Source organism: Parafrankia irregularis, from assembly GCF_001536285.1.
Taxonomy (GTDB): Bacteria; Actinomycetota; Actinomycetes; order Frankiales; family Frankiaceae; genus Parafrankia; species Parafrankia irregularis.
On the sequence record NZ_FAOZ01000012.1, the window covers coordinates 156,175 to 180,833 of the forward strand.

At 70.3% G+C, this 24,659-nt stretch carries 20 protein-coding genes and 2 pseudogenes; 10 read left to right on the plus strand and 12 right to left on the minus strand.

Annotation, left to right across the window (positions count from 1 at the left end; translation table 11 throughout):
* The first annotated feature begins 66 nt into the window (after positions 1 to 66).
* The 3 genes and pseudogenes from AWX74_RS19880 (at position 67) to AWX74_RS19890 (ending at position 4,096) form a co-directional block, all read left to right on the plus strand.
* A complete protein-coding gene (locus tag AWX74_RS19880) occupies positions 67 to 453 on the plus strand; it encodes an SHOCT domain-containing protein (protein ID WP_091278940.1) in 387 nt (128 codons plus the stop codon).
* A 75-nt stretch (positions 454 to 528) separates the two neighbouring features.
* Positions 529 to 1,599, plus strand: a pseudogene (locus AWX74_RS41390) (polyphosphate kinase 2 family protein).
* On the plus strand, positions 1,577 to 4,096 hold the full coding sequence (locus tag AWX74_RS19890) for a cation-translocating P-type ATPase (protein ID WP_091278943.1): 2,520 nt from the start codon (positions 1,577 to 1,579) through the stop codon (positions 4,094 to 4,096). Before AWX74_RS41390 ends, AWX74_RS19890 begins: the two are co-directional and overlap by 23 nt.
* Here AWX74_RS19890 and AWX74_RS42295 read toward each other — a convergent pair.
* From AWX74_RS42295 to AWX74_RS19935, 9 genes and pseudogenes are all read right to left on the minus strand, one after another.
* Positions 4,050 to 4,292: pseudogene (locus AWX74_RS42295) on the minus strand (helix-turn-helix domain-containing protein); the annotation flags it as partial. The gene AWX74_RS19890 and the pseudogene AWX74_RS42295 sit on opposite strands and share 47 nt — an antisense overlap.
* 785 nt (positions 4,293 to 5,077) lie before the next feature.
* Positions 5,078 to 6,088, minus strand: a complete 1,011-nt coding sequence (locus tag AWX74_RS19900) for an alpha/beta hydrolase (protein ID WP_091278948.1) — start codon at positions 6,086 to 6,088, stop codon at positions 5,078 to 5,080.
* A 148-nt stretch (positions 6,089 to 6,236) separates the two neighbouring features.
* Entirely contained in the window at positions 6,237 to 6,839 is a 603-nt protein-coding gene (locus tag AWX74_RS40100; protein WP_165615696.1) for a hypothetical protein, read from the minus strand.
* Positions 6,840 to 7,210: 371 nt separating this feature from the next.
* Entirely contained in the window at positions 7,211 to 8,551 is a 1,341-nt protein-coding gene (locus AWX74_RS19910) for an acyl-CoA dehydrogenase family protein (RefSeq protein WP_226930944.1), read from the minus strand.
* Positions 8,551 to 9,795 (minus strand): acyl-CoA dehydrogenase family protein, encoded by a 1,245-nt coding sequence (locus tag AWX74_RS19915; RefSeq protein ID WP_091278950.1) that lies wholly within the window; start codon positions 9,793 to 9,795, stop codon positions 8,551 to 8,553. Before AWX74_RS19915 ends, AWX74_RS19910 begins: the two co-directional genes overlap by 1 nt.
* The gene (locus AWX74_RS19920) at positions 9,792 to 10,592 is read right to left on the minus strand and encodes an enoyl-CoA hydratase/isomerase family protein (protein ID WP_091278954.1); all 801 of its coding nucleotides are present in this window, start codon (positions 10,590 to 10,592) and stop codon (positions 9,792 to 9,794) included. Before AWX74_RS19920 ends, AWX74_RS19915 begins: the two co-directional genes overlap by 4 nt.
* A gap of 382 nt (positions 10,593 to 10,974) precedes the next feature.
* On the minus strand, positions 10,975 to 11,445 hold the full coding sequence (locus AWX74_RS19925) for a nuclear transport factor 2 family protein (protein WP_165615697.1): 471 nt from the start codon (positions 11,443 to 11,445) through the stop codon (positions 10,975 to 10,977).
* Entirely contained in the window at positions 11,442 to 12,287 is an 846-nt protein-coding gene (locus tag AWX74_RS19930) for an SDR family NAD(P)-dependent oxidoreductase (RefSeq protein ID WP_091278958.1), read from the minus strand. The genes AWX74_RS19925 and AWX74_RS19930 overlap by 4 nt, the downstream gene beginning before the upstream one ends.
* A gap of 72 nt (positions 12,288 to 12,359) precedes the next feature.
* Complete coding sequence (locus tag AWX74_RS19935; RefSeq protein WP_091278961.1) at positions 12,360 to 13,349, minus strand: hypothetical protein; 990 nt, start codon at positions 13,347 to 13,349, stop codon at positions 12,360 to 12,362.
* Positions 13,350 to 13,589: 240 nt separating this feature from the next.
* Between AWX74_RS19935 and AWX74_RS19940 the strand changes: the two genes are divergently transcribed.
* The 3 genes from AWX74_RS19940 (at position 13,590) to AWX74_RS19950 (ending at position 16,127) form a co-directional block, all read left to right on the plus strand.
* Entirely contained in the window at positions 13,590 to 14,225 is a 636-nt protein-coding gene (locus tag AWX74_RS19940) for a TetR/AcrR family transcriptional regulator (protein ID WP_091278964.1), read from the plus strand.
* 198 nt (positions 14,226 to 14,423) lie between these two features.
* Positions 14,424 to 15,221: an SDR family oxidoreductase gene (locus tag AWX74_RS19945; RefSeq protein ID WP_091278968.1), complete on the plus strand. Its 798-nt coding sequence runs from the start codon at positions 14,424 to 14,426 to the stop codon at positions 15,219 to 15,221.
* A 57-nt stretch (positions 15,222 to 15,278) separates the two neighbouring features.
* Positions 15,279 to 16,127 (plus strand): mycofactocin-coupled SDR family oxidoreductase, encoded by an 849-nt coding sequence (locus tag AWX74_RS19950; RefSeq protein WP_091278972.1) that lies wholly within the window; start codon positions 15,279 to 15,281, stop codon positions 16,125 to 16,127.
* Between the two features lie 88 nt (positions 16,128 to 16,215).
* Here AWX74_RS19950 and AWX74_RS19955 read toward each other — a convergent pair whose 3' ends face one another.
* Entirely contained in the window at positions 16,216 to 17,088 is an 873-nt protein-coding gene (locus tag AWX74_RS19955) for an SDR family NAD(P)-dependent oxidoreductase (protein WP_165615698.1), read from the minus strand.
* Between the two features lie 115 nt (positions 17,089 to 17,203).
* On the opposite strand from AWX74_RS19955, the gene AWX74_RS19960 reads away from it, so the two are divergent.
* Both AWX74_RS19960 and AWX74_RS19965 read left to right on the plus strand, forming a co-directional pair.
* Positions 17,204 to 17,983 (plus strand): SDR family oxidoreductase, encoded by a 780-nt coding sequence (locus AWX74_RS19960; RefSeq protein WP_091278977.1) that lies wholly within the window; start codon positions 17,204 to 17,206, stop codon positions 17,981 to 17,983.
* Positions 17,984 to 18,145: 162 nt separating this feature from the next.
* Positions 18,146 to 19,009, plus strand: a complete 864-nt coding sequence (locus AWX74_RS19965) for an enoyl-CoA hydratase-related protein (RefSeq protein ID WP_091278980.1) — start codon at positions 18,146 to 18,148, stop codon at positions 19,007 to 19,009.
* A 69-nt stretch (positions 19,010 to 19,078) separates the two neighbouring features.
* On the opposite strand, the gene AWX74_RS19970 is transcribed toward AWX74_RS19965, so the two are convergent.
* Entirely contained in the window at positions 19,079 to 20,101 is a 1,023-nt protein-coding gene (locus tag AWX74_RS19970; RefSeq protein WP_091278983.1) for an LLM class F420-dependent oxidoreductase, read from the minus strand.
* Positions 20,102 to 20,453: 352 nt separating this feature from the next.
* On the opposite strand from AWX74_RS19970, the gene AWX74_RS19975 reads away from it, so the two are divergent.
* Both AWX74_RS19975 and AWX74_RS19980 read left to right on the plus strand, forming a co-directional pair.
* Positions 20,454 to 21,827: an ABC transporter substrate-binding protein gene (locus AWX74_RS19975; protein ID WP_091278986.1), complete on the plus strand. Its 1,374-nt coding sequence runs from the start codon at positions 20,454 to 20,456 to the stop codon at positions 21,825 to 21,827.
* A gap of 156 nt (positions 21,828 to 21,983) precedes the next feature.
* Positions 21,984 to 23,174, plus strand: coding sequence for a cytochrome P450 (locus AWX74_RS19980; RefSeq protein ID WP_091278989.1), 1,191 nt, complete (start codon positions 21,984 to 21,986; stop codon positions 23,172 to 23,174).
* A gap of 97 nt (positions 23,175 to 23,271) precedes the next feature.
* Here the strand turns inward: AWX74_RS19980 and AWX74_RS19985 are convergent, their stop codons facing one another.
* Positions 23,272 to 24,576, minus strand: coding sequence for an acyl-CoA dehydrogenase family protein (locus AWX74_RS19985; protein ID WP_242666324.1), 1,305 nt, complete (start codon positions 24,574 to 24,576; stop codon positions 23,272 to 23,274).
* Positions 24,577 to 24,659 lie beyond the last annotated feature (83 nt).

Sequence of the window (24,659 nt, forward strand, 5' to 3'; positions counted from 1 at the left end):
GGGTATCTACCGGCCCAGGCCCTTCACCCCGCGGTGACGGTCCGCGAGCCGGAGGAGGAACCACCCATGGAATATCCACTTCTCAACGTCTTCTGGACGATGCTCTGGTTCTTCGCCTTCGCACTGTGGATCTGTGTCCTCGTTTTCGTGATCGCGGATGTCTTCCGCCGGCGCGACCTGTCCGGCTGGGGTAAGGCCGGCTGGCTCGCCGCCGTGATCCTCCTGCCGTTGCTGGGTGTCTTCACCTACACGATCATCTACGGCCAGGAGATGGGCGAGCGCACGTACCAGGAGGCTCAGCGGCGCGAATCCCTGCAGCAGGGGTTCAGCCCCTCCGCGGTGCGGGCCACCCAGGGGACCGCGGACGAGCTCGCGAAGCTGGCCGATCTCCGCCGCCAGGGCGACATCAGCGAGGCGGAGTTCGAGCAGGGGAAGCGGCAGATCCTGGCCTGATCTGCCGCCGGCCGCGGCTGGCACCGCGTACCCCACCGACGGATGCCCTGGTCTGGGACAGGAGACGGACCGCTGATGGCGGATGCGAGAGCCGAGCGAATCAGGAATTTCATCAAACCGCTGCGTGTCGAACCGGGAACCACGGTGACCCTGCCCTCGGACTTCGATCCGCGGTACAAAGCACACCTTCTGAAGAAGAAGGATGGCGTAGCGATGCTACGCACCGGGATCGAGCTGCTGGCCGACTACCAACGGCGCCTGGCCGCACAGGACACCTACGGGGTGCTCGTCTGCCTCCAGGCGCTGGATGCGGGCGGAAAGGACGGCATAATTCGGCATGTGATGAGCGGGGTCAATCCGCAGGGCGTGCAGGTGAGCAGCTTCAAGGTGCCGTCGGCGGAGGAGCTCGACCATGACTATCTGTGGCGCTACGCCTGCCGGTTGCCAGCCCGCGGGAACATCGGAATATTCAATCGTTCACACTACGAGGAGGTCCTCGTAGTCCGTGTACATCCGGAAAACCTCGATCGGCAGAAGCTCCCGGCCGAGGCGAAGAGAAAAGGCGTCTGGAACTGACGGTATCACGAGATCAACGAATGGGAGCGCCACCTGACCGACAACGGCTTCCGACTGGTCAAGCTGTTCCTCAACATCTCCCGGGAGGAGCAACGGGCCCGGTTCCTCAAACGGATCGACGTGCCGGAGCACAACTGGAAGTTCTCGGCTGCCGACGTGCGCGAGCGCGAGCACTGGGACGAGTACCAGCACGCGTTCTCGAAGATGCTGTCGGCCACCAGCACACGGTGGGCACCCTGGTATGTCATACCTGCCGACCGGAAGTGGTTCGCCCGGATCTGCGCCGGTGCGGTTCTCGCGCACACCCTGATCGACATCGACCCGCGGTATCCCACGGTGAGCGCCGAGGAGCGACGCGCACTGGGAGCGGTGGCACGGCGGCTTGAGAGCGAGGCCCCCGAGGGCGCCCCGGCCGACCCGTACGCCATGTCGGTCGCCAGCGCCGAGACCGGCCACGGAAAGCTGAAGAAGGCGCAGAAAGGCAAAAGGGTCGGGAAGACCGAGAAGGCGGGAACGCGGCGCCGATTTCGATCGGAGACGGAACGGCATGAGCGTGCACAGCGAGGTTGATCGGAGCGCGGTCGGCACCGACAGCTGGTTCGCGCGCTCGACCGAGGAGGTCGCGACCGCCTTCCGGGTCGATCCGGCCGTTGGGCTGGCGGACGCACAGGTGGCCGAACTGCTGGCCACCGATGGCCCGAACGTGCTTCCGGAGGAGAAGCCCACGCCGGACTGGCGTCGTTTCCTGAGTCAGTACCGCAGCTACATGCAGCTGATTCTCATCGGCGCGGCCGCCGTTTCCGTCGGGGTTGCCGAGTGGAGCACCGCGGTGCTGCTCGCGCTGCTCACCGTCCTGAACGCCGTGGTGGGCCTGCGCCAGGAGGGCAAGGCCGAGAGCGCCATGAACGCGCTGCGGTCGATGCTGAAGGCGACGGCCCGCGTGCGGCGGGCCGGGTCCGAGGCCGAGATTCCGGCCGACCAGGTGGTGGTGGGCGATGTCGTGATCCTCGCGGCGGGTGACGAGGTACCGGCCGACGGGCGCGTTGTCGCAGCGAGCGCCCTGCAGATCGACGAGTCTGCGCTGACCGGGGAGAGCACCCCCGCCGCCAAGGACGCGGTCGTCCTGCGGGCCGGCCCGCTCGGCCCCGGCGAGATCCTCTCCCTCGGCGGCGTCGATCTCGCCAGGCGCAGCGCCATCGTCAAGGATCTCCCGTCGGTCGAGACCCTGGGATTCGTCTCTGCGATCAACTCGGACAAGACCGGGACTCTGACCATGAACCAGATGACCGTGGTCGAGGTCGTGGAACCGACCGCCCGGTACACGGTCTCCGGTGCCGGCCGCGCTCTGCAGGGGCAGGTCCGGCACGCCGCCGGCGGATCCGCCGCCGTCGAGGAGGCGATCCTGCCCTATCTGGTCGCGAACGACGCGGCGCTGATGAACGGGGAGCCCGTCGGCGATCCCACCGAGTGCGCCCTGCTGGTGCTCGGTCACAAGGCCGGGCTCGATGTGGACATCACCCGCGAGCGGCTGCCCCGGCTCGCCACGCTGCCGTTCGACCCGGACTACAAGCTGATGGCGACGTTCCATTCGGCCGTCGACACCGCGGGGCGGTCCGTCGTCCGGTGTTTCGTGAAGGGTGCGGCGCCCGCGGTTCTGTCCCGGGTTGCGACGGCGCGGTCCGGCGGCGCAACGGTCTCCTGGGACGCCCACCTGCGCGAATGGGCCGAGGCTCACCTCGAGCGTATGGGAGGCGAGGGGAAGCGGGTGATGGCCGCCGCCACCCTGGATCTCGATCCGGCCGGCTTCCGGGCCGACGGCGACCTGCTCGCCTACGTCACGGGTCTTCACCTGACGAGCCTGGTCGGGATGGTCGACCCGCCGCGGCCGGAATCCGCGGAGGCGATCGCCGGTGCGCGCGACGCCCACATCCGGGTCCGGATGGTCACCGGCGACGACGTTGTCACCGGAGCCGCCATCGCCGCGCAGGTCGGTATCGACGGTGCGGCCATTCTCGGCGCGGACTTCGCCGCGCTCCCGGAATCCGAGCGCCTGGCCGTCATCGACGACATCGGTGTCGTCGGACGGGTCGCCCCCGAGCACAAGGTGCTGCTCGCCGACACGTTGAAGAAGCGTGGTGACGTGGTGGCGATGACCGGAGACGGAGTCAACGACGCACCGGCCATCAAGGCCGCCGACATCGGGATCGCGATGGGTACCGGTACGGACGTCGCGAAGAACGCGAGCCGGATGATCCTGTCCGACGACAACTTCGCCACGATCGTGTCCGCGGTCGAGCGTGGCCGCAAGATCTACGACAACCTCGCCAAGTACATCCGCTTCGTTCTGATCCTCCTGGTCGTCTTCGTTCTGACCTTCCTGGGTGCCACTCTGTTCGATATCGCCGCCGGCGAACCGTTCACCCCCGCCCAGGTGTTGTGGATCCACTTCCTCGTCAACGCGCCGTTCGGCTTCGCTCTCGGCTTCGACCGGGCAAGCCAGGGGCTCATGGGCAGGAGGCCACGCCCACGCGGTGAGTCACTGCTGACCACCAGGCTGATCGTCATGGTCGGCCTGGTCGGGCTGGTCATGACGGTCGGCCTGCTGGCGATGATCAAGATCGGCGAGACGCGTTTCGGGAGCGACTCGGTCGGAAACTCGATCGCCTTCACCTCGTTCGCGCTGTGCCTGATCGTCGGGGCGCTCGAATGCCGCGACGAGTCCGGCACCATCCTGACGACAGCCACATTCGACAGCAAACATATGAACTGGACAGTGCTGGGAGAGTTCGTGCTCGCGGTGTTCGTCACCCAGCTGGACGCCTTCCGAAGGCTGCTCGGCACCACCCAGCTCAGCCTCGACGAGTTCGCCTGGGCGCTTGTCCCCGCGATCGCACTCCTGATCCTGTGGGAGCTCGGGAAATGGGCGGTCAGGCGTTTCCTCGGTGCAGCCTCCGCAGCACGAACGCGAGATGCAGGCGCAGGCGGCCGTTCGGGTCGTGGACGGACCAGCCGAGAACCTGCTCCGCCTGGTGGAGACGTTCCTGCAAGGTCGAATGGTGCACGGTGAGCCCCACGGCCGCCGCGCGAAGACTCGGGCTGGTGGTGACGGCCTCCAGGGTGGCGAGCATCCAGGGGGCCGCGGCGGCAGCCCGGTCCAGGGCCTGGACGTCGGGGTCGGGCGGCGTGGCCGGGCCGACCGCCGCGGCCAGCACGGCCAGACCGCCGAGCTGGTCCGCGTGCACCACCCGCGGTCCCGGGTCCATCGCGGTGCCGCCGGCAGTGAAACGCAGCGCCGTGCGGGCGGCCTGCCAGGACGACGGGAGCTCCAGCACCGGCACGGCTGGTCCGACGCCCGTCCGCCGATCCGCGACCTGCGCGGGGACGACCTGCTGGCCGGCGGCGACGGGTTCCCGGGCGGGGACGGATTCCCGGCAGGGCCTCGCCGGCACAGCCTCCACCAGCGCGGTGCCGTCCGACAGCGCGAGCGCGCGGGCCAGGCCCGCCGGGTCGAGGCCGAGCTGGGTGGCCACCGTCCGCCGAGTCCGTGGCGACGCCGCCGCGTCCAGGAGAACCTCGATCGAGGCCCGGGTGGTCCCGTCGTCGGCGGTCACCGACGGCCGGGCGCTCGTCCGGTCGAAACACGCTCGGCAGGCGGCCGCCGCCCGCTCGAGCACGACCGCGTCCAGCGGGCCGACGGGGCCTGGTCTTTCCAGCCACAGCGTCGGCGGCCCTCCCGGCACCACCGCGACTGCCGGCCAGGTGTCGTCGGCCGCGGTGGCGGCGGCCCGGCGGCGCCCCTCGACGTCGACCTCGACGTGCACGCCCCGTCCGACGTCGACGAGACGGGCCGGCGCACCGGTCAGCAGCGCCGCACCCCGCACGATGGCCTCGAGCCCGGCCCGGCCCTCGACGAGCCGGTCGAAGTAGATGACGGCCCGTAAGGCCGCGCCGGCGTCGGGGTCCAGCGCCGAGAGCCGGCCGGCGAGCTCCTTCACCGGGCATCCTTCACCGGGCAATAGTGCCGTGCCGACCGGGAGGGCCGCGACCGCTACGGCGCGAGAAGGCGGCGAAGCCAGTTCGTCCGGGCGGCCTTCGCGGCCTGCGAGACCGGAGCCTGCGGTGCCATCAGGTCGAAGCCGTGGAAGCCGCCGGGCCACACATGCAGCTCGGCCGCGCCGCCCGCCTGCCAGATCCGGCTGGCGTAGGTCACGTCCTCGTCCCGGAAGGTCTCCGCCGAGCCGACGTCGATGAAGGCCGGAGGCAGGCCGGAGAGGTCACCGGCACGGGCCGGGGCGGCGTACGGCGAGACGTCGGGGCCACCGCGCTGATCGCCGAGCAGTGCCGTCCAGCCGGTCTCGTTCGACGCGCGGTCCCAGACACCACGCCCGGCCATCTGCCAGGCCGACGGGGTGTCGTTGCGGTCGTCGAGCATCGGGCACAGCAGCATCTGCCCGGCCAGGGCCGGGCCACCGCGGTCGCGGGCCATCAGTGCCACGGCCGCGGCCAGGCCGCCGCCCGCGCTGGTGCCCGCCACGATGGTTCGGCCCGGGGCGACACCGAACTCGGCCAGCCGGTCCGCCGTCCAGAGCAGGCCGGCGTAACAGTCGTCGACAGGGGTCGGATGCGGGTTCTCCGGCGCGAGCCGGTAGTCCGGCGAAACGACCACCAGGCCCAGCTCCTCGGCCCACTCAAGCGCCTCGGAGACACCGGTGCGCGCGTCACCGATGACCATCCCGCCGCCGTGCATGAAGTAGACGGCCGCCGCCGGGGTTTTGGTCGACGTCGGCCGGCACACGACCAGCGGCAGCTCGAACCCACCCGGACCGCCCAGCCCGACCGGTAACGAGACCGTCTCCACGGTGAACGCGCCGCCGCGGGCGAGCTGCTCATCCGAGACGACGATGCCCGCCATCCGCTCGCGAAGCTCCCGGATCACTTCCAGCGTCATCGGCTGCGGCAGAAGCGCCCCGAACATCTCGAGGGCCGCCGCCAGCTCGACGTCGAAAGGCGGTGGTGGACCGACCCGCACGTCACCGGTATCCACATCGCTCACAGCCATTCTCGCTCCCGCAGGTTCCAGCTCGGCCGACATCCCTGATGCTGGCCTGCTGCGCGCGATCACGAAAGATGCGAGACGGCGGGAATCGCCCGCCAGCCGGCGGGCGATTCCCGCTCTTCGAACCCGGCTACCCAACAATCCGAAGGGATCACCGCCGTCGCGGGCGCCTTCGGAGCCGCGCGCCGCCACCACGGCGGCGGGCCGCAGGTGTGACCGGCCTCGGCACCGCCGAAGAGATCAAGATGATCCCGAGACCGCCGGCCAGCAGCGCGCCCACCGCCACCAGCAGGAGCGGGACCGTGCCGGTGAACGGCAGCCGACCCGTCGGTTCGGCCGGCGCGCCGCCCCTGTCCTCCGCACCAGCCTTGTCCTCCGCACCCGCCTTGTCCTCCGTACCAGCCGCGCCGACCGGGCCCGCCGCGCCGCCGGGACCCACTGACCCGGCCGCCGCGCCGACGCCGCCGATCACGGTGGGACCGGCTGGTCGCGGACCATGGTTGCCGGAGCCGGAGCCGCCGGTCTCACCCCAACCCGCACCGCCGGATCCGCCACCACCGACCCCGTACCCGCCGGTGTGGTCGCCGCCGCCGGGACCGCCACCGACGACGAGTGTGAATCCAACGGTTCCGCTGGCGACGACAACCCGGTCGTTACCGAACGGCCGACCGGCGGCGGCGTCGGCCGCGCATACCGAGACAGTGGTGGGCACGAGCAGCGAGACAACGAAAAGAACCCCGCGGACCGCGTTCACCGCGGCACCGTGAGGTCGCCTTCTGGGCCGGACTGGACCTGACACATCGCTCCCCAACGACCGCACCGACGACTACGGGGCGCTCCCGAGATCGCAGGCCCGTCTGACCGTCATCCGCGGCGCGGAAATCCCCGGCGAAAGGCAACCGGAGAACACAGTCGGAGAACGTGGACCTCGGTTCTCCCTCCCCCTGTCCACGGACCCTAAGGCCGTCGCTCGGTTTCCGCTCGGTGAGCGATACCCATTCCGCGCCTGCGGGGAATGCCGGAAATTCCGTCGCCGGGCCGGGCATGTCAGGTCGGTGCGGGGCGGGTCAGGTCGGTGCGGCCGGTCGCGGGAGCGGCCGGTCGCGGGAGCGGCCGGCGCGCGGCTCAGCCAGCACGGCCGGACCAGTTCCGGGCGTCGCGCAGCACCTCCCGGAAGGGCTTGCCGCTGTCGAACGAGGGCTCCCGGGGCAGACCGAGCACCCGCTCACCTATGCCGTTGCGCTGCACCTCGTTCGTCCCGCCGGCGATCGACATGAAGCGGCTGTTGAGGAAGCCGATCGCGGTGCGCCCGGCGGCCTCGTCGTTCTCCTCCCAGGCCACCGCGTCCGGGCCGCCGATCGCCATCGCGAGGTTCGCCCGGACGGGGTCGTGGACACCGGAGGCCAGCTTGGCGTACGACGCCAGGTGGGCGGCCCGGCCCGGTTCGGCCCGCATGAGGCCGCCGAGCCGGGCCATCAGCGCACGGCGGGCAACATCGTCGACGTGCGCCCGCACGATCAGGTCCCGGGCCTGCGGGTCGTCGATCCGGCCGACGGACCGGGCGAGCTCGACCAGATCCGGCGCGATGCCCTGGGGGACCTTGCGTACCGGGCCACCGTGGCTCAGCCCGCCGCCCCGTTCGAACATCAGCATGGTCTGCGCGACCGTCCAGCCGTCGTTGACGTCGCCGATCACGTCGTCGTCGGTCAGCTCGACATTGTCGAAGAACTCCTCGCAGAACTCGGCGTCGCCGGTGATCTGCCGGATCCGCCGGACCGTCACGCCTTTGGCGCCGATCGGCACCGCGAACCAGGTCAGGCCACGATGCTTGGGGACGTCCCAGTCGGTGCGGGCCAGGCACATGCCCCAGTCGGCGTAGTAGGCGCCGCTGCTCCAGATCTTCGCGCCGTTCAGGATCCAGCGACCGCCCTCCCGGACCGCCCGCGACCGGACGCCGGCGAGATCGGATCCCGCCTCCGGCTCCGAGAAGAACTGCACGAACAGCTCCTCGGCGGTGAGGATCCGCGGAATGTGACGCCGCAGGAAATCCGGTGACGCGTGCGCGAGCATCGTCATCGCGCACACACCGAACGTCGTGCCCCCGGCGATGCCGAGATTCGGCATCTGGTAGCCGCGCGCCTCCTCCAGGAAGGCCCGCTCGTATTCCCCGCCCAGCCCCTGGCCGCCGTATTCCCGCGGCCAGGTGATGCCGGCGTACCCCGCGTCGAACAGCTTTCGCTGCAGCGCGCGGCCGGCGGCGATGACCTCCGGAGGTGTCTCCGTCGTGCGCATGCCCACCGGGGCCGGCCCCGCGGCGGGAACGGGCCTGAGGTTCTCCCGGATCCAGACCCGGGCCCTGGCCCGGTACTCGTCGAGGGTCAGCGTTTCAGATGTTTCGAGCGTTTCGGTCGAGGCCTCGGCCGGCACCTCGGTCTGCCCCGTGCCCTTCACGGCGGTGTCCCCCATCAGCCGACTCCTCCGATCCGCTCGGCCAGCCGCGCCCGGTGCCACTGCGCGCATCCGTAGGTCACCGCGTCGGCCGCCAACCGGCGCATGAACAGGTGGTGGTCGTGCTCCCAGGTGTAGCCGATCCCGCCGAAGACCTGGAAGCACGCGTGCGTGAGGGTGATGCCGTGCTCCGCGACGAACGCCTTGGCGGCGTGGGCGAGTTCGGCGCCGTCGGGCGCACCCCCGCCGAGTGCCTCGGCGGCGGCGGTCACCAGGCCCTTGGCCATCTCCAGCGACAGGCTGGTGTCCGCGAGCAGGTGCTTGATCGCCTGAAACGAGCCGATCGGGCGGCCGAAGGCGATCCGGGCCCGGGCGTACTCGACGGCCAGTTCGAAGTCCCGGTGCATCGCGCCGACCGACTCGGCGGCGGCGAGCACGGCGGCCACCTGTGTCTGCCGGGCGAACAGATCCTCGGTGGCCGTTCCGGGCGTCCCGACCAGCGCGCCGGCGGGAACGTGGACACCGCTCAGGCGAACGGAGCAGGTTCGCCGGGTGATGTCGAGGCCGGACAGCGCGCGGATCTCGACACCCGGTGCGGTGGTGTCGACGATGACCTGCGTCAGGCCGTCCGTGCCGTTGCCGGTGACCAGCAGCACGTCGCAGCCGAGGGCGTCGGGGACGTGGCGGACCTCGCCATCCAGGACGTAGCCGTCAAGAGCGGAGCCACCGCCGGGCGCGTCGGTGGCAGACCGGATGGTGACCTCGCCGGCTCCTGGCGTCAGGCCGCCCACCGCACCTGCCACCCAGGTCGCGACGGCCTGCCCGGCGACGAGGCGCGCCAGCAGATCGGTGTGCGGCCCGGCCTCCCCGGAAACAGTGTCCGCAGACACCGGGCCCGCTGACATCTGACCCGCTGACACCAGGTCACCGGTCGGGCTCGCCGCGACGGACAGTGCGTGGGCGACGACGTTCGTCCCGACGAAGGGACCCGGTTGAAGCGTGGCGCCACGCTCGGCGGCCACGGCGGCCGCGTCGACAAGCCCGATACCGGACGCGCTGCCACCACCGTGGCGCTCGTCGACCAGCATCCCGAACCAGCCGAGGGAGGCCGCGTCGGCGATGTAGGCCGCACCCACCGGCTCGGTGCTCTCGGCGAGCGCGCGGACACCGGTCAGCGGCAGCGTGTCCTCGATGAAACGGACGGTGGTGTCGACGAGCATCCCCTGCTCGGCCGTCGCCGCCGCCAGCAGCCGAACGCTCATTCGCCGGTGAACTTCGGCTCGCGGCGCTCGATGAACGCCTGGATGCCCTCTCGCATGTCCTTGGTGGTGTAGGTGATGTGCTGCGCCCGGGCCTCCTCCTCGACCGCCTGCTCGAAGGTGAGCGACTCGCTGGCGTCCAGCATCCGCTTGATCAGGCTGATCGCGGTGGTCGGGCCGGCCGCGAGCCGCTGACCGAGAGCCGCCGCGGTCTTGGCCAGCTCCTCGGCCGGCACGACCTCGTTGACGAGCCCCCAGTCCAGGGCCTGCTCGGCGCCGAGCCAGTCCCCGAGGAAGGCGAGCTGCTTCGCCCGGCGCAGGCCGACCTGGCGCGGCAGGCTCCAGGACGTCCCGCCGTCGAGGGCGAGGCCACGCCGGACGAAGACGGAGCTGAACCGCGCCCGGTCGCTGGCGACGATGAGGTCGCAGGCGAGCGCGAGGCCCATCGACACCCCGACGACCACCCCGTCGACCGCGGCGATCGTCGGCTTCGGCAGCCGGTGCAGCCGGTTGATGAGCTCGCCGACATGTCGCATCTCGTGCAGGATGGCCTGGCGGCCGCGGCCCGTGAGCCCGCTCGAACTACCACCACTACCGCTGCCGGTCAGGTCGGCGCCGGACGAGAAGTTGCCACCCGCTCCCGTGAGGAGCAGGGCACGGTCCTCGGGGTTGCCGGCGACCTCCGTGAGTACCTGGTCCAGGGCCGCCCAGCTGGCCGCGTCGAGCGCGTTCTTCCGCTCCGGGCGGTTGAACGTCACCGTGACCAGGCCGTCCTTGCGTTCGACGAGCGTCGAGTCCATCACGAAATCCCCTCCTGGGGCGGGAACGTCTGCGGTGTCCCAACCCCGCCCCGGGGTCGGGACACCGGACCTCCAACCGGAAGGACCGCTCGCGTGGGTCGGGGCGAGCAGTTCCGAGCGGGTGGTCGAGCGCACCGCCGACGACGGGGCCACCTCCAGCGACTGAATCTATCTAGATGTTTGGGTGATGTCGAGCAAAGTGGACGCTTGCCCGCATCCGCACACAGCCCACGTACACCACACCACCAGATCGGACGATCTTCACCCGCGCGGCGCCAATCTTCGCGCCAGCCGATCAAACGACGTCGGCGACGGATACATCTAGACTTATGGAAAGGAGTCATGCCGACCGCCGACCGCCGACCGCCGACGGCGAACGGCGCTACCCGGCGACGGCAGGCACGTCGGAGGCGAGCGAGTCCACCCGCAGGCGCTCCAGCCTCGAGCGGCTGATCCGCCACCTGCCGCCCTCGCGAACGTACTCCTCGACATAGTGCCCGTAGCCCTGCAGGCCGACCCGGCCACCCGATTCGGGTGCGGGCCATTCGACGTAGTCGAACATCGCCCACGTGCCGCGGGCGGTGTCCGCCCCGGTGAGCTCAAGCTCCGGCATGTGGCCGTGGTGAACTGTCCGGGCACCGGCCAGTGCCTCGCTGACCGACTTCACGATGGCCTCCCGGCCGTTGACGACCATCTCGGCCTCAGGAACCTCCAGCACGGCCTCGGACGCGAACACCCCGGCGAAACCGTCCCAGTTCTTCGTGTCGAGGTTCCGGAAGTAGCTCGCCTTGAGCCGCTTGAGCTCCTCGATGTCGAGAAGCCGGCGCAGCAGGGTCGGCTCCTGGTCGGTCACGATGCCTCCATCCGGTTCAGAGCGGCGTCCATCGCGTCGCGCCGAGCGACGTAGAACGGGCGGAACGAGCCGTGCGTGACGGAGTACGGCTCGTCGCTGTTCAGGTCGGTGAGCAGGTTGCGGATGGCGTGCTCCGGTGTCACGACGTCCGCCTCGCCCACCGGCCGGTGCGCGAGCATGGCGGTGAGGTCGTCCATGTCGACGCTCGTCGTGCCGAGCGCCGCCGGCCGTGCCTGAACGCTGCTCTCCAGATGCCCGGTGGCCATCCCGCCGGGGAAGAGGAGAGTCACGCCGATGCCTTCGGGGGCCAGTTCCTCGCGCAGGGTCTCCCCGAACCCGGTGACGGCGAACTTGCTCGTCTGGTAGGCACCCATCCGCACAGCCGGAGTCAGCACGCTGGACGAGGCGGTCAGTACGATCCGACGCCAGCCGGCGCGCTCGCGGATGAGCGGGAGGAACTCCCGTACCGTGCGGATCGTGCCCAGCACGTTGACGTTCAGAACCCATTCCCAGTCCTGGTCGGTCAGCCGGTCGATCGCCCCGAACTGCTGCACGCCGACATTCGCGCATAACACGTCGCACCCGCCGAGCGTCTCCTGCACGTGCCACGCCGCCGCAGCGAGGCTTTCGCCGTCTCCGACGTCGACGCGTGCCGAGCTTGTCGGAACACCGAGTTCCTCGGTGATGGTCTTCGCGGTCCGCTCGGCGGCCGCGCCGTCGATGTCCAGAGTGGCCACCGCGGCGCCCTGCTGCGCGAACACCCGGGCCAGGGCGGCACCGAGGCCCGCCCCGCCGCCCGTGACGACCGCGACTTTTCCGGCCAGTTCCGTTGTCAGGTTCAACTATCCTCCTCTGACGCCTTCCGATGATTTCCTTCGGCGGTCGCCGGGGACCGCCGCCGCTGGCGCGGGGAGCTATTCGCGCGGTGTCGCACGGGATTTGATGATCTCCATCGTGGACCAGCTCCGCACCGGTCTGGGGCCGCCTTCCTCCTGCATGGTCCCGTGCAGCCAGGCGATTCCCAGGGAAACCGCGGCCGCCGCCGCGTTGTGCGTTCCCTCGAAGTTGAAGGTGCGGCCGCCGAAGCCGAGGCTGGCCAGCCTCGGCTGGCTCACCTCACCCTTCGTCTCCCAGACGACCTTCGAGCTGACGTCGCCGTTGGTCGCGATGACCGGTGGCTCACCCTCACGACGGAAGGTCGCGGTCGCGTAGTCGCCCGCGCCGAGCATCGCGTTGCCGGTCTCCCAGCGCCCGTCCTCGAGGATCGATCCCCAGACGAACCAGTAGTGCTCCAGCTTGGCGATCTTCGACACCCAGGCGCTCAGGCCGGGCAGACAGTACATCCGGTCGAGGCCGCCGTAACCGCCGGTGATCCTCGACCCGGCGATGCTGCCCGCCACAGTGCACCCCGAGCTCGTGTAGCCGACGTCGTCGGGCAGGCCGGGGACGTAGATGGCCGTCACGTTCATCGGCAGCGGGGTCAGGACGACGTCGACGAGGCCGTCGTCCTCCTTCCACAGGTACGCCGTCGGCCCGAGCGAGATCGAAAGGCTGTGCTTCGCGCTGAAGTTGACGGGAATCGCGGCCCTACCGGCCTTGGAGTCGGCCCAGATGATGGGTCCCCAGTACAGGTCGCTCTCGTACGGGAAACGGACCGTCGTCGGATGGGCCCACAGGTCGGTCGAGCATTCATGAACGATGAAGTCGAACGTCCCGCCCGACGAGAGCATCCGGATCAGCTCGTAGCGCTTACCGTTTTCCGTGTCGACCATGGCCCACAGGAACAGAAGGTCGTTGTGCAGACCGGGGAACTGTCTGTCCTGCGTCGAGTAGTCCTGGAGGGACGCGTCCGCCAGGTGAACATACGGAATGATGTTGGCCTTCGAAACATCGAGGTCCGGCATGCTGCCCCTTTTGTTTGGTGGCATTTTCGCGGAGCACCGACCAGCTCGGGAGGATCGCGGCCGGGCATGGGGATGCCGTCCGCCTCGGCAGCCCGAGAGGAGATCACGAGTAGCGGCACCGTGGTTTCCGGCGCCATCAGCGGTTCCGGCACGATCAGCCGCTCGCCGCGCGCGGCCTCGACGAAAGGACTATCGTCCGTTAGAGGACATCTGTCTGGCAACTATGGCGGAGGACCGCCCATGCCGCAACCCCTCGACCGTCGGACCCGACGGACCCGCTCCGCACTGGAACGCGCGCTGCTGGAGCTGATCACCGAGCGTGATCTGGCCCAGATCTCGGTCGCCGACCTGACGAGGCGGGCCGACGTCAACCGCACGACCTTCTACGAGCACTACGCTGACGTGCACGACCTCGCGGCAAGCGCCTGCACCATGATGTTCGACGAACTGATCTCCAGCTCGCCGGTGATCGCGCCGAGCCGCATCCCTTTCCGGCAGCTCGACGAGCGGGATGCCCTGATCCGAGTGCTGACGCACATCAAGGAGCAGGCCGGCCTCTACTACGCCCTGCTCGGCGACGACGGCAGCGCCCGAGTGATCAACCATCTGCACCGGCGACTCGCCATCTCGCTGCACGTCAACCTCACCCACCCCGGCACCGGCACCCATGCCGACGACCCGGCCGACATCCCCTACGACCCGACCGCCGCGCTGTACGCCGGCGCGCTGCTCGGCCTCGTCCTCGACTGGCTCCGCCACGACTGCCCGGGCACCCCGGCGGAGCTGTGCCGCACCATCTGGCCGCGTCTCGCCGGGGCCGTGGACGGCAGCCGTCCCGCGCGACAGCAGGCGACCCCCGCCGAATTTAATATCTAGATATTTAGAGGTCGATGCGTTAGAACAGTGGCGGGAGCGGGATCGCGGCCGCCGTGGCTGTCGGGCTCCCGAGTACGGAGGTGGCGCGATGACCTTCCGCTGTCGGCGCCTGCGACGGTTGGCGCCCGCCCGGGCAGCCGCGGGCTCGGCCCACGAGCAGCCGGTCCGGGACCGTGCTGTGGCAGCCGTGAGCGCCGCATGAAACGGATTGTCGTGCTTGGCGCCTCCAGCGGCCTGGGCCGCTGCATCGCCCTCGGTCTCGCGGAGCGGGGCCACCGGGTCGCCATGCTCGCCCGCCGGCTCAGCCGGCTCGAGGCGGCGGCCGAGGAGGCAGGTGACGGCGCCGTCGCGATCGCCTGCGATGTCACCGTGGAGTCGTCCTGCCGGGAGGCGATCACGCGAGCCGCCGACGCGATGGGTGGCATCGACGGCCTCGTGTACTCCACCGGCCTGATCACCATCATGCCCATCGAGAAGATGGATGCGGCAGCCTGGGGCAGGCTCTTCGCCACCAATGTCACCGGCGCCTCGCTGATCACCGCGGCGGCGCTGCCGCATCTCACCGAGTCCCACGGGTCGGCGGTGTACCTGTCGTCGATCAGCGCCTCGGCGGGGCCTCCGTGGCCGTTCATCGGCGGCTATGCGGTGAGCAAGGCCGCGCTGGACAAGATGATCGAGGCCTGGAACGTCGAGCATCCCTCGGTCGGCTTCACCCGCCTGACAATCGGCGACTGCCTGGGCGGCGAGGGAGACTCGGCGACCGGCTCGCTCACCGGCAACGACCCGGAGCACATCGGACGGGCAGTCAACGAGTGGCAGCGCCTCGGCTACCTGACGGGCCATTTCATCGATGTCGAGCACCTCGTCGACGTCACGGACGCCACCCTCGGCTTCGGCGCCAGCAGCGTGGTGCCGTCGCTGACGCTTGTCCCGCGCCCCGCCGGCCGTCCGACGCCGTCCCCCGTCGACACGCTGACGGGAAAAGCAACCCCTTGACGATCAGCAGCTCGAGTGGGCCTGGCGGCCAGGTCACAACAGAACAGAAAGGTTTCCATGGGCAAGCTTGAGGGACGGGTCGCCTTCATCACCGGTGCGGCGCGGGGACAGGGCCGGAGCCACGCCCTGAGGCTGGCGGCCGCGGGCGCCGACATCATCGCGGTGGACATCTGCGAGCAGATCCCGAGCGTGCCGTACCCACTGGCGACGCCGGAGGATCTCGCGCAGACCGCCAGGGCCGTGGAGGGACTCGGCCGCGGGATCGTGACGGTGAAGGCGGACGTCCGTGAACGCTCACAGCTACGGGAGGCACTGGACCAGGGACTGGCCCGGTTCGGCCGTCTCGACATCGTGCTCGCGAACGCGGGGATCTGCCCGTGGGACGATCTGACGCTGTGCAGCGGGTTCATCGACGGAACCGACGTGGACCTCATCGGCGTGATGAACACGGTGGCGGTGAGCCTGCCGCATCTGGGCGCGGGTGCCTCGATCGTCCTGACCGGTTCGACGGCCGGGATGATGAAGGGCACGGTCGAGGGGATCGGGTCCGGCGGGGTGGCGTACTCCTGGGCGAAGCAGACCGTGTTCCGCTACACCGAGACGCTGGCGCTGCAACTCGCGCCGCACAGCATCCGGCTGAACGCGGTGCACCCGACCAACGTGAACACCCCCCTGCTGCAGAACGACCGGCTCTACCGCACCTTCCGCCCGGATCTTGAGAACCCCACCCGGGAGGACGCGGAAGTCGCCTTCCCCGCGATGCAGGCGATGCCGATCCCCTACATCGAACCGGAGGATGTCAGCGACCTGGTGTTCTTCCTCGTCTCCGACGACTCGAAGTTCATCACCGGTATGAACATCCGTGTCGACGCCGGCGGCATGCTCAAGGGCGAGCCCGCCCTCTGACCCGTGGCCGGGCCGGGCGTCTCGCCGCCCTGGGCCCGGTCGGCGGTGTCACCGGTCCGGCCGCGTCACCCGCGGCCGGACCGCGCCGTCAACGCTGGAGCAACCGCTGGCGGAGCTCTCCGTCCTCCATGAAGACCGGGATGTCGTCCGGCCCCAGGTACGACGGGCGGATGGTGGAACCGCCGTCCACCACGAGGGTCTGTCCGGTGACGAAGCCGGCGAGGTCGCTGAGCAGGAACATCACCGCGCCGGCAAGTTCCTCCACGGTGCCGCGGCGGCGCAGCGGCAGCACGGCGTCCCGGGCGGCGTCTGCCGCGTCGTTCCCTCGGCTGTGCGGGGTGCGGATGGTGCCGGTGCCAACCGCGTTGACCCGGATGCCCCGCGGGCCCCACTCCGCGGCCGCCGTCCGGGTGAGGGAGAGAAGTCCTGCCTTGCCCACGCCGTAGGCGAGGCTGAAAGGGGCCGCGACGAGACCGGCGACCGAGGCGATGTGGACGATGCTGCCACCACGCGCCGAGGCCGTCATCGCCCGGGCGGCGGCCTGGCTGGTCAGCAGCGCCGAGCGCAGGTTCAGGTCGATGACCTCGTCGAGATCGGTGACCGGGAAGTCGTCGAGCGGCTGCCAGTGCCGGGGCCGCTGGCCGCCGACCACGTGCACCAGCCCGTCGACCGATCCGAACGCCGCCACGGCGTCGGCAACGGCGGCGTCGACCTCCCTTTTGAGCAGGACGTTCGCCACGACACCGCGGAACGTGCCGAGCCGATCCCGGCCGACCACCGGTGCGACCACGTCGCCCACCACCGCTTCGGCATCCGCGAGCGCCGCGGTGTCGAGGTCGATGCCGACGACGTTCGCGCCGAGCTCGACGGCGGCCACGCACACCGCGGTACCGATGCCGCTTCCCCCGGCGCCTGCGACCACCACGGTTCGGCCGTCGAGCCGCAGCCGGTCGCCGATCATGCGAGGTCTCCCGCCTCGCCCAGTAACCCAGGAGCGACCCGCGCCGTGTCGTCCGATATCGCAGTCATGCGCCGAACCCCTATCCGTAGAAATATCTAAATGATAAGAACATTTCATGTTCGGCGACAAGAAGGTAGCGATCATCACCGGCGTGGGCCCGGGCATGGGCCGGTCCATCGCGCTGGGCCTCGCCAGGTATGACGTCGACGTCGTCCTCGCCGCCCGCCAGCCCGCCCGCCTCGGCGCGGTGGCCGAGGAGGTGCGCCGCGCCGGTCGCGATCCACTCGTCGTGCCGACCGACATCACCGATCCCGCCTCCTGCCAGGCGCTCGTCGACGCGGCGGTGGAACGTTTCGGAGGCGTCGACGTCCTGGTGCAGAACGCGCACCACGAAGGCGACTGGGCCCCGGTCGCGGACGCCGACACCGAGCGCTGGCGCGCGGTCTTCGACGTCAATCTCTACGGCACGCTGCACCTCGTGCAGTCGGCGGTGCCGGCGATCCGCGCGCGAGGCGGCGGGGCGGTCGTGCTGGTGAACAGCGGCGCGGTACTGTCCAATCCGCCGAACCTCGGCGCGTACACCGCTTCGAAGGCGGCGCTCGCCGCCGTGGCCCGCACGCTCGCGGTCGAGGTCGGGCAGTGGGGCATCCGAGTCAACGGCGTGTTCCTGGGTGGTGTCCTGGGTGACAACATCCGGCACGCGGCGGAGCACCAGTCGGCGGCCGAGGGCATCACCCCCGAGGAATGGTTCGCGCGGCGGAACGCGACGCTGCCGCTGCGGCACATGCCCACCCCCGACGAATGCGCCGGTGCCGTGCTCTTCCTGTGCTCCGACCTGGCAGCGGCCGTGACCGGACAGCATCTGAGCGTCAACGGCGGTCAGTGGACGACCTGACGGCGCTCCCCCTCACCGGCACCCGAGAACCCGCCCGTGAGCTAGATTCTTCTAAATATTTTCGGGCAGAGGCTCTACGCGGACCCGGTCGCGCCGCGGGGGCACCGCGGCATCGGCTGGTGCGGCGCACGTGACCGGCGACCGGGGAGGTCAGGAGCCCACATGCCAGCAACCGGCGCGTTCGAGGACGTTCGCCTGGACATCGATGATCCGGTCGCCGTCGTGACGATCGACCGGCCCGGGAGCATGAACGCCTTCCGGGGGCAGACGCTGCGCGAGCTACACCAGGCGTTCACGCTCGCCGAGCACGATCGGCGGGTGGTGGGCATCGTTCTCACCGGCGCCGGTGATCGCGCCTTCTCCGCCGGCCTCGACGTCGCCGTGCTGCACGCCCAGGTCACCTCGGGTGGCACGGCCACACCCCCGGTGGACGAAGGCTGGGGTGGGCCCTTCCCAGGCTCACCGGCCATGGCGGACCTGCAGCGCATGCTCACCTGGCCGATGGCCATCCGCAAGCCGGTGATCGCCGCCGTGAACGGTGTGTGCGCCGGCGGGGCCTTCCTGCTGGCAGCGGCCTGCGACCTGCGGTTCGCCGCCGACACGGCGCGCTTCACGACGGTGTACTCCCGGCGCGGCCTGATCGCCGAGCAGGGCGTCAGCTGGCTGCTGCCGCGCCTCGTGGGGCCCGCCCACGCCCTCGACCTGCTCTGGTCGTCCCGGGTCGTCTCGGCCCCGGAGGCACTGGCCATCGGTCTCGCCCAGCGGGTCGTGCCGCCGGATCGCCTGTTGGACGAATGTCGCGCGTACATCGCCAAGCTGGCCCGCCTGGCGTCGCCGCACTCGATGATGGTGTCCAAACAGCTCGTCTACCAGCACCTTCAGCGCGATCTCGGCGAGGCCGTCGACCAGACCGACCGCCTCATGCGGGAGTCCTTCCGCCGCCCGGACCCCGTCGAGGGTGCCACGGCGTTCCTGGAACGCCGTGAGCCCAGGTTCGACCGCCTGGATCTGCTCCCACCGGCCTGAACCCGAGCCAGAGGCGCGACCGCCCTCCGTTCCGGCCAGGCGACGCGGGCATCGCCTGGCCAGCGCCGCCTAACCGGTGGCGCGGGATGCGCGTACGTCGTTCAGCACCGCTTCGACGGTTGCCGCGGGCGTGCCGGTGGGCAGGCTCAGCATCAGCCGGTCGACCACGCCCTCGAAGCGCTCGCGGACCCGGTCCGCGAGCGTGTCCAGCGGTGCCACAACCGCGAACGCGTCGAGGATCTCGTCGTCGATCAGGGTGCCCATCGTCGCCCACTCCCCGCGCAGCGACAACGCCCGCAGCTCGGTCTGCAGGTCACCCCAGCCGTGCAGTTCGAGCACCGCCCGGTACGCGGGGGTCGACCCGTAGAACGCGATGCGCTGGCGCATCGCGTCCGCGGCCACAGCCACCTGGGCGTCGTCCGCCCCGGTCGCCACGAACGCCGGGCAGCAGACCTGGACGTCGCCGCGGTCACGGCCGGCGGCGTCGAGACCCTCGGCAAGGGCCGGGAGAGTCACCTCTTCCAGGTATCGGCGGGTTGTGAAGGCGTGCGTGTGCATCCCGTCCGCCACCTCACCGCACATCCGGGTCATCCCCGTACCGACCGCGGCGACGAAGATCTTCGGCTGGCCGTGCGGGTGCGGCTCGGGGACGAAGGCCGGCGTCATGAGCTTGTGGGTGTAGTGCTCACCCTCGAAGCGCAGCGGGCTCCCGTCCTGCCAGGACGACCAGATCGCGCGCAGCGCGAGGACGAACTCCCGCATCCGGCCGACCGGCTTCCCCCACGGCATCCCGAACCGGTTCTCGATGTGCGCTCGCACCTGCGAGCCCAGGCCCAGGACGAACCTGCCCTCGGAGTATGTCTGCAGGTCCCAGCCGAGCTGGGCGACGGACATCGGGTTGCGCGCGAACGCCACCGCGATGCAGGTCCCGATCTCGAGGCGGGTGGTGTGCTCGGAGGCCAGCACGAGCGGCAGGAACGGGTCGTGGTTCACCTCGCCGCACCACGCGCCGTCGTACCCCATCCGCTCCAGTGCGCCGGCCGCAGCCGGCACCCCGGCAAGCACGGACGGCATCCCACCATCGATCCGCATGACGCCCCACCCTAGCCCGAAACCCGCTAATAGTTTAGATACATAGTCGCTCGATCTCGCCACCCACTCGGACCGGAGGGCGCCGCCGCCACCGGGACGCAGAGCTAACACGACTCACTTGTCGCTGGTACGGATGCCCCCGCGTTCGGCTCGGGACGACTTTCTGCGACCGAAGCGGGTCATGGGCTAGCGACACAGGACCTCAAAACCTATAGTTCTTTTCACGCTGCGGCAGGGGCCGCGACGCCGTCGCCACGGGGGTCTGATCCTCCCCCGCGGCGCGGTTCCTCTTCCAATCCCATCTGTCGCAGCATGTCCGACTCACGCTGCGGTTAACACCCAAAGGACCCCCATGAAGCAAGCGGCACGATTAGCTTCCCGAGCCGTCGCGGTGCTGGCCACGTCCTGCGCCGTCATGGCCGGCATGACGGCCTGTTCGGACGACGAGTCCGACCCGGCCACGAGTGCCCCCGCCGTCACCATCGCCGACATCAAGGCGGGACCGGAGTCCGGCTGGAGCGACGGCGGTTTCCAGCCCGACCTGTCCACGATGAAGTGCGGCCAGACGGCGTCCGATCCCAGCCGGGGAGTCACGGACACCGAGATCACGATCGGTGGTCTCGCCTATCTGACGAGCCCGTCCGGCTCCTCGATGGCCGGCACGGAGGAGGGTGCGCGAGCTCGGTTCGAGCGTGCCAACGCCGAGGGTGGCATCAACGGCAGGAAGATCAACTACGTCGGGACCCTGGACGACGGCAACGACCCCGCGCGCAACGGCTCGCAGGCCAAGGTGCTCGTCGACCAGAAGAAGATCTTCGCCGCGGTACCGGTGATGACCAGCAGTGCCAGCTACCTCGACACCTTCTGCGACGAGACCGTTCCGTTCTTCGGCTGGGGTTTCAACTCGGGGTTCTGCAACACCTCGGTCGGCTTCGGCGTCACCGGATGCCTGCTGCCCGGCAAGGAGATCACGGCGACGGCGACCACCTACGGCGTCATGCTCAACGCGCTGTTCGACGGCGATGCGTCCGGCAGGACCGTCGCCCTCGTCGGTAACGACGGCGACACCGCACGGGCCGGGCTGGCCTCCATCGCCAGGCAGATGAAGGCAGTCGGCCTCGACGTCGTGTACCAGGAGACGCCGGTACCCGCTGCCGGCCTGACGGACGCCACGCCGGTCGTGAACGCGCTCATGACGGCCAGCAAGGGCTCGCCGCCTGACGTGGTCTTCTACGGCACCGACTTCAGTACGACGCTCAAGCTGACCGAGGCTCTGGACTCCGCCGGGTTCAAGGGGAAGCACCTCAACACCGTCGGCTATGACCCGCGCCTGGCCGCCGCCAAGGTCGACGGCCTGTCCGGCGCCTACACCTCCCTGCAGTGGCAGCCCGGCACCGACGTCTCCGTGCCGGCGATCAAGCAGATGGCCGACGACATCACGAAGTACGCCCCCCAGACCGTGCTCAGTCTGCCGACGATGGCCGGGTACTGGGCTGCCGACATGTTCGTCGCCGCGGCGACGAAGGCCGGCAAGGATCTGACCGTCGACTCGATCATGAAGGTCCTCAACGGCGATTTCTCCTACCACGTCGATGGCGCGGTCGCCGAGTCCCGCTGGCCGTTCAACCACTTCGTGTCCACGCCGTGCACGTCCGTCGTCCAGCTTGCTGGCGACAAGTACGACGTCACCAGCAAGCTGGCCTGCGGCGCCTACCTGAAGAGCTGACGTCCCGGTCGAGGTGGCCGACGCGTTACCTCGCCACATGCGCTGCCGGGCCTGGCGTTCCAGCGCCCGGCAGCGCATGAACCGCTGCCGCGGCCACCGCCGGCGGACCGCGCGAGAAGCACTCGGTCATCGAAACCGAACCGGCCGGAGGCATACATGAGCGATCTCTACTGGGACCCGATCTCACCCGAGCTGCGCGACGACCCGTACCCGCTCTGGCGGCGGCTGCGGGACGAGGCGCCGGTCTACCGCAACGACCGCCTCGACTTCTACGCACTGTCCCGCTTCGCCGACATCGAGGCGGCGCACCGTGATGCGGAGACGTTCAGCTCGAACCACGGCACGACCCTCGAGACGATGTCGCCGGAGCCGATGGACTCGGCGATGATGATCTGGCTCGACCCGCCCAGGCACACCACGCTGCGCAAGCTCGTCTCGCGGGCGTTCACGGTCCGCCGGGTGTCGGCTCTGGAGGACCGCATCCGCGAGATCTGCGCGGAGCTGCTCGACCCGCGGATCGGCTCGGGCGGTTTCGACTTCGTCCAGGACTTCTCCGCGATCCTCCCGCCGACGGTCATCTCGATCCTGCTCGGTGTGCCCCGCAGCGAGCGGGAGGAACTGCGCCAGGTCGTCGACAACGTCTTCCACATGGAGGAGGGCGTCGGCATGGCGAACGAGGTGTCCTACACGGCGTTGACCGAGCTCGGGCTGCGCCTGGGCGCGCACTTCGCGGACCGCCGCACGAACGCGCGCGACGACGTCTTCACCGACCTGGTCGCCGCCGAGGTCGCCGACGAGGTGACCGGCGAGCCGCGCCGGCTCACGGACGAGGAACTCGCCAGTTTCGCGATCCTGCTGTTCAGCGCCGGCAGCGAGACGGTCGCGCGCAACCTCGGCTGGGCGGCGAGCCTCCTGGACCAGCATCCCGACCAGCGGGCGGAGCTCGCACGGGACCCGGCACTGATCCCCGGGGCGTTGGAGGAGATCCTCCGTTTCGAACCACCGTCCCCGGTCAACGCCCGATGGTCGACCCGCGACATCACCGTCGGCGACCAGATGATCCCGGCGAACTCCCGGGTCATCCTCATCACCGGCTCGGCGGGCCGCGACGAGCGGCAGTACACGAACCCGGACGTCTTCGACATCCATCGCAAGGTCGACCTGCACATGACCTTCGGGTACGGGATGCACTTCTGTCTCGGGGCGGCGCTGGCCCGCCGTGAAGGCCGCATCGGTCTGGAGGAGACGTTGCGGCGGTGGCCGGACTGGACGGTGGACCGCGAGGCCACCGAGATGCTCTACACCAGCACCGTCCGCGGTCCGCTGCGGCTACCCGTCCGAGTCTGACCGTCTGGGCGCAGAACGACGCCTGGCCGGGCCCTCGGCGAGAAGGGCCCGGCCAGGCGTCGCCCGGCGGGGTGGCCAGACGAGTCCGGCCGCCGGCTCAGCCGATCCGGCCGTCCCAGCTGCGCGCGTCCCGCACGACGTCCCGGAACGGCTTGCGGGCGTCGAAACTCGGCTCCCGGGGCAGGCCCAGCACCCGCTCACCGATACCGTTGCGCTGCACCTCGTTCGTACCGGCGGCGATCGCTACCATCCGGCCGTTCAGGTACGTGGTCGCGGGCAGCGCAGCCGCCTCGTCGGCCCCCTCGGGCCACAGCAGTGCCTCGGCCCCACCGATCTCGACCCCGATCCGGGCCCGGATCGGGGAGAGCACGCCCGCGGCCAGCTTGCCGTACGCGGCGACCGCCGGCTGAGGCTGGGCGGAGCTACGCAGCCGCGCGGCGATCCGCCGGCCGAGGTGGTACTGGGCGTAGTCGTTGATGTGGGCGGTCGCGATCGCCTGCCGGGCAAGCGGGTCGTCGAGACGGCCGGCCCTGCGCGCGAGCTCCACGAGGTCGGGAGCCAGCTCCCGCGGCTCGACCCGGACCCCGCTCGAGCTCCCGGCGCCTCGCTCGTACACCAGCATGGTCTGCGCGACCGACCATCCCTGGTTGACCTCGCCGATGATGTCCTCGTCGGTGACGACGACATCGTCGAGGAACGCCTCGCAGAAGCCGGACGCGCCGTTGATCTGCCGGATCGGCCGCACCGTGACTCCGGGGGCGCCGGTGGGGACGGCGAACCAGGTCAGGCCCTGATGCTTCGGAACATCCCAGTCCGTGCGCGCCAGGCACATGGCGTAGTCGGCCTGGTGGGCGCCGGTGCTCCAGATCTTCGACCCGTTCAGCACCCACCGGTCTCCGTCGCGGCGCGCCGTGGTCCGGATCCCCGCCAGGTCCGAACCGGCCTCCGGCTCCGAGTAGAACTGGCACCACAACCGCTCCCCCGCCAGGATCGGCGGGATGTGCCGGCTCAGGAAGTCCGCGGACGCGTGCGCGAGCATCGACCGGGCGATCGCGGTGAAGGTGACATGGCCGGCACCGCCGAACTGCGGCGTGGCGTAGTCCCGCGCCTCCTCCCGGAAGACGCGCTCGTACTCGCCTGTCAGTCCCCGGCCGCCGTACTCCCGCGGAAACGAGAGGCCGGCGTACCCGGCGTCGAACAGCTTGCGCTGCAGCGGACGGGCGGCCGCGACCTGTTCGTCGCTGCGGGCCTCCCCGCCGTCCCCGGCGCCCGGTGCCTTCCGCTCGAGGTTCGCGGCCAGCCACGCGCGGATCTCGGCCCGGAACTCGTCGAGGCCGATCGCCCTGCCTGTCGTCGCATCGCCCGTCGTCGCATCGCCCGTCGTCACGTCGCCCGTCGTCACGTCGCCCGCCCTCGCATCATCAGTCTCGTCGCTCGTCGTCGCTCGTCGTCGCTGGCGTCCCGGGTGCGCCCGCGCCCCACCTC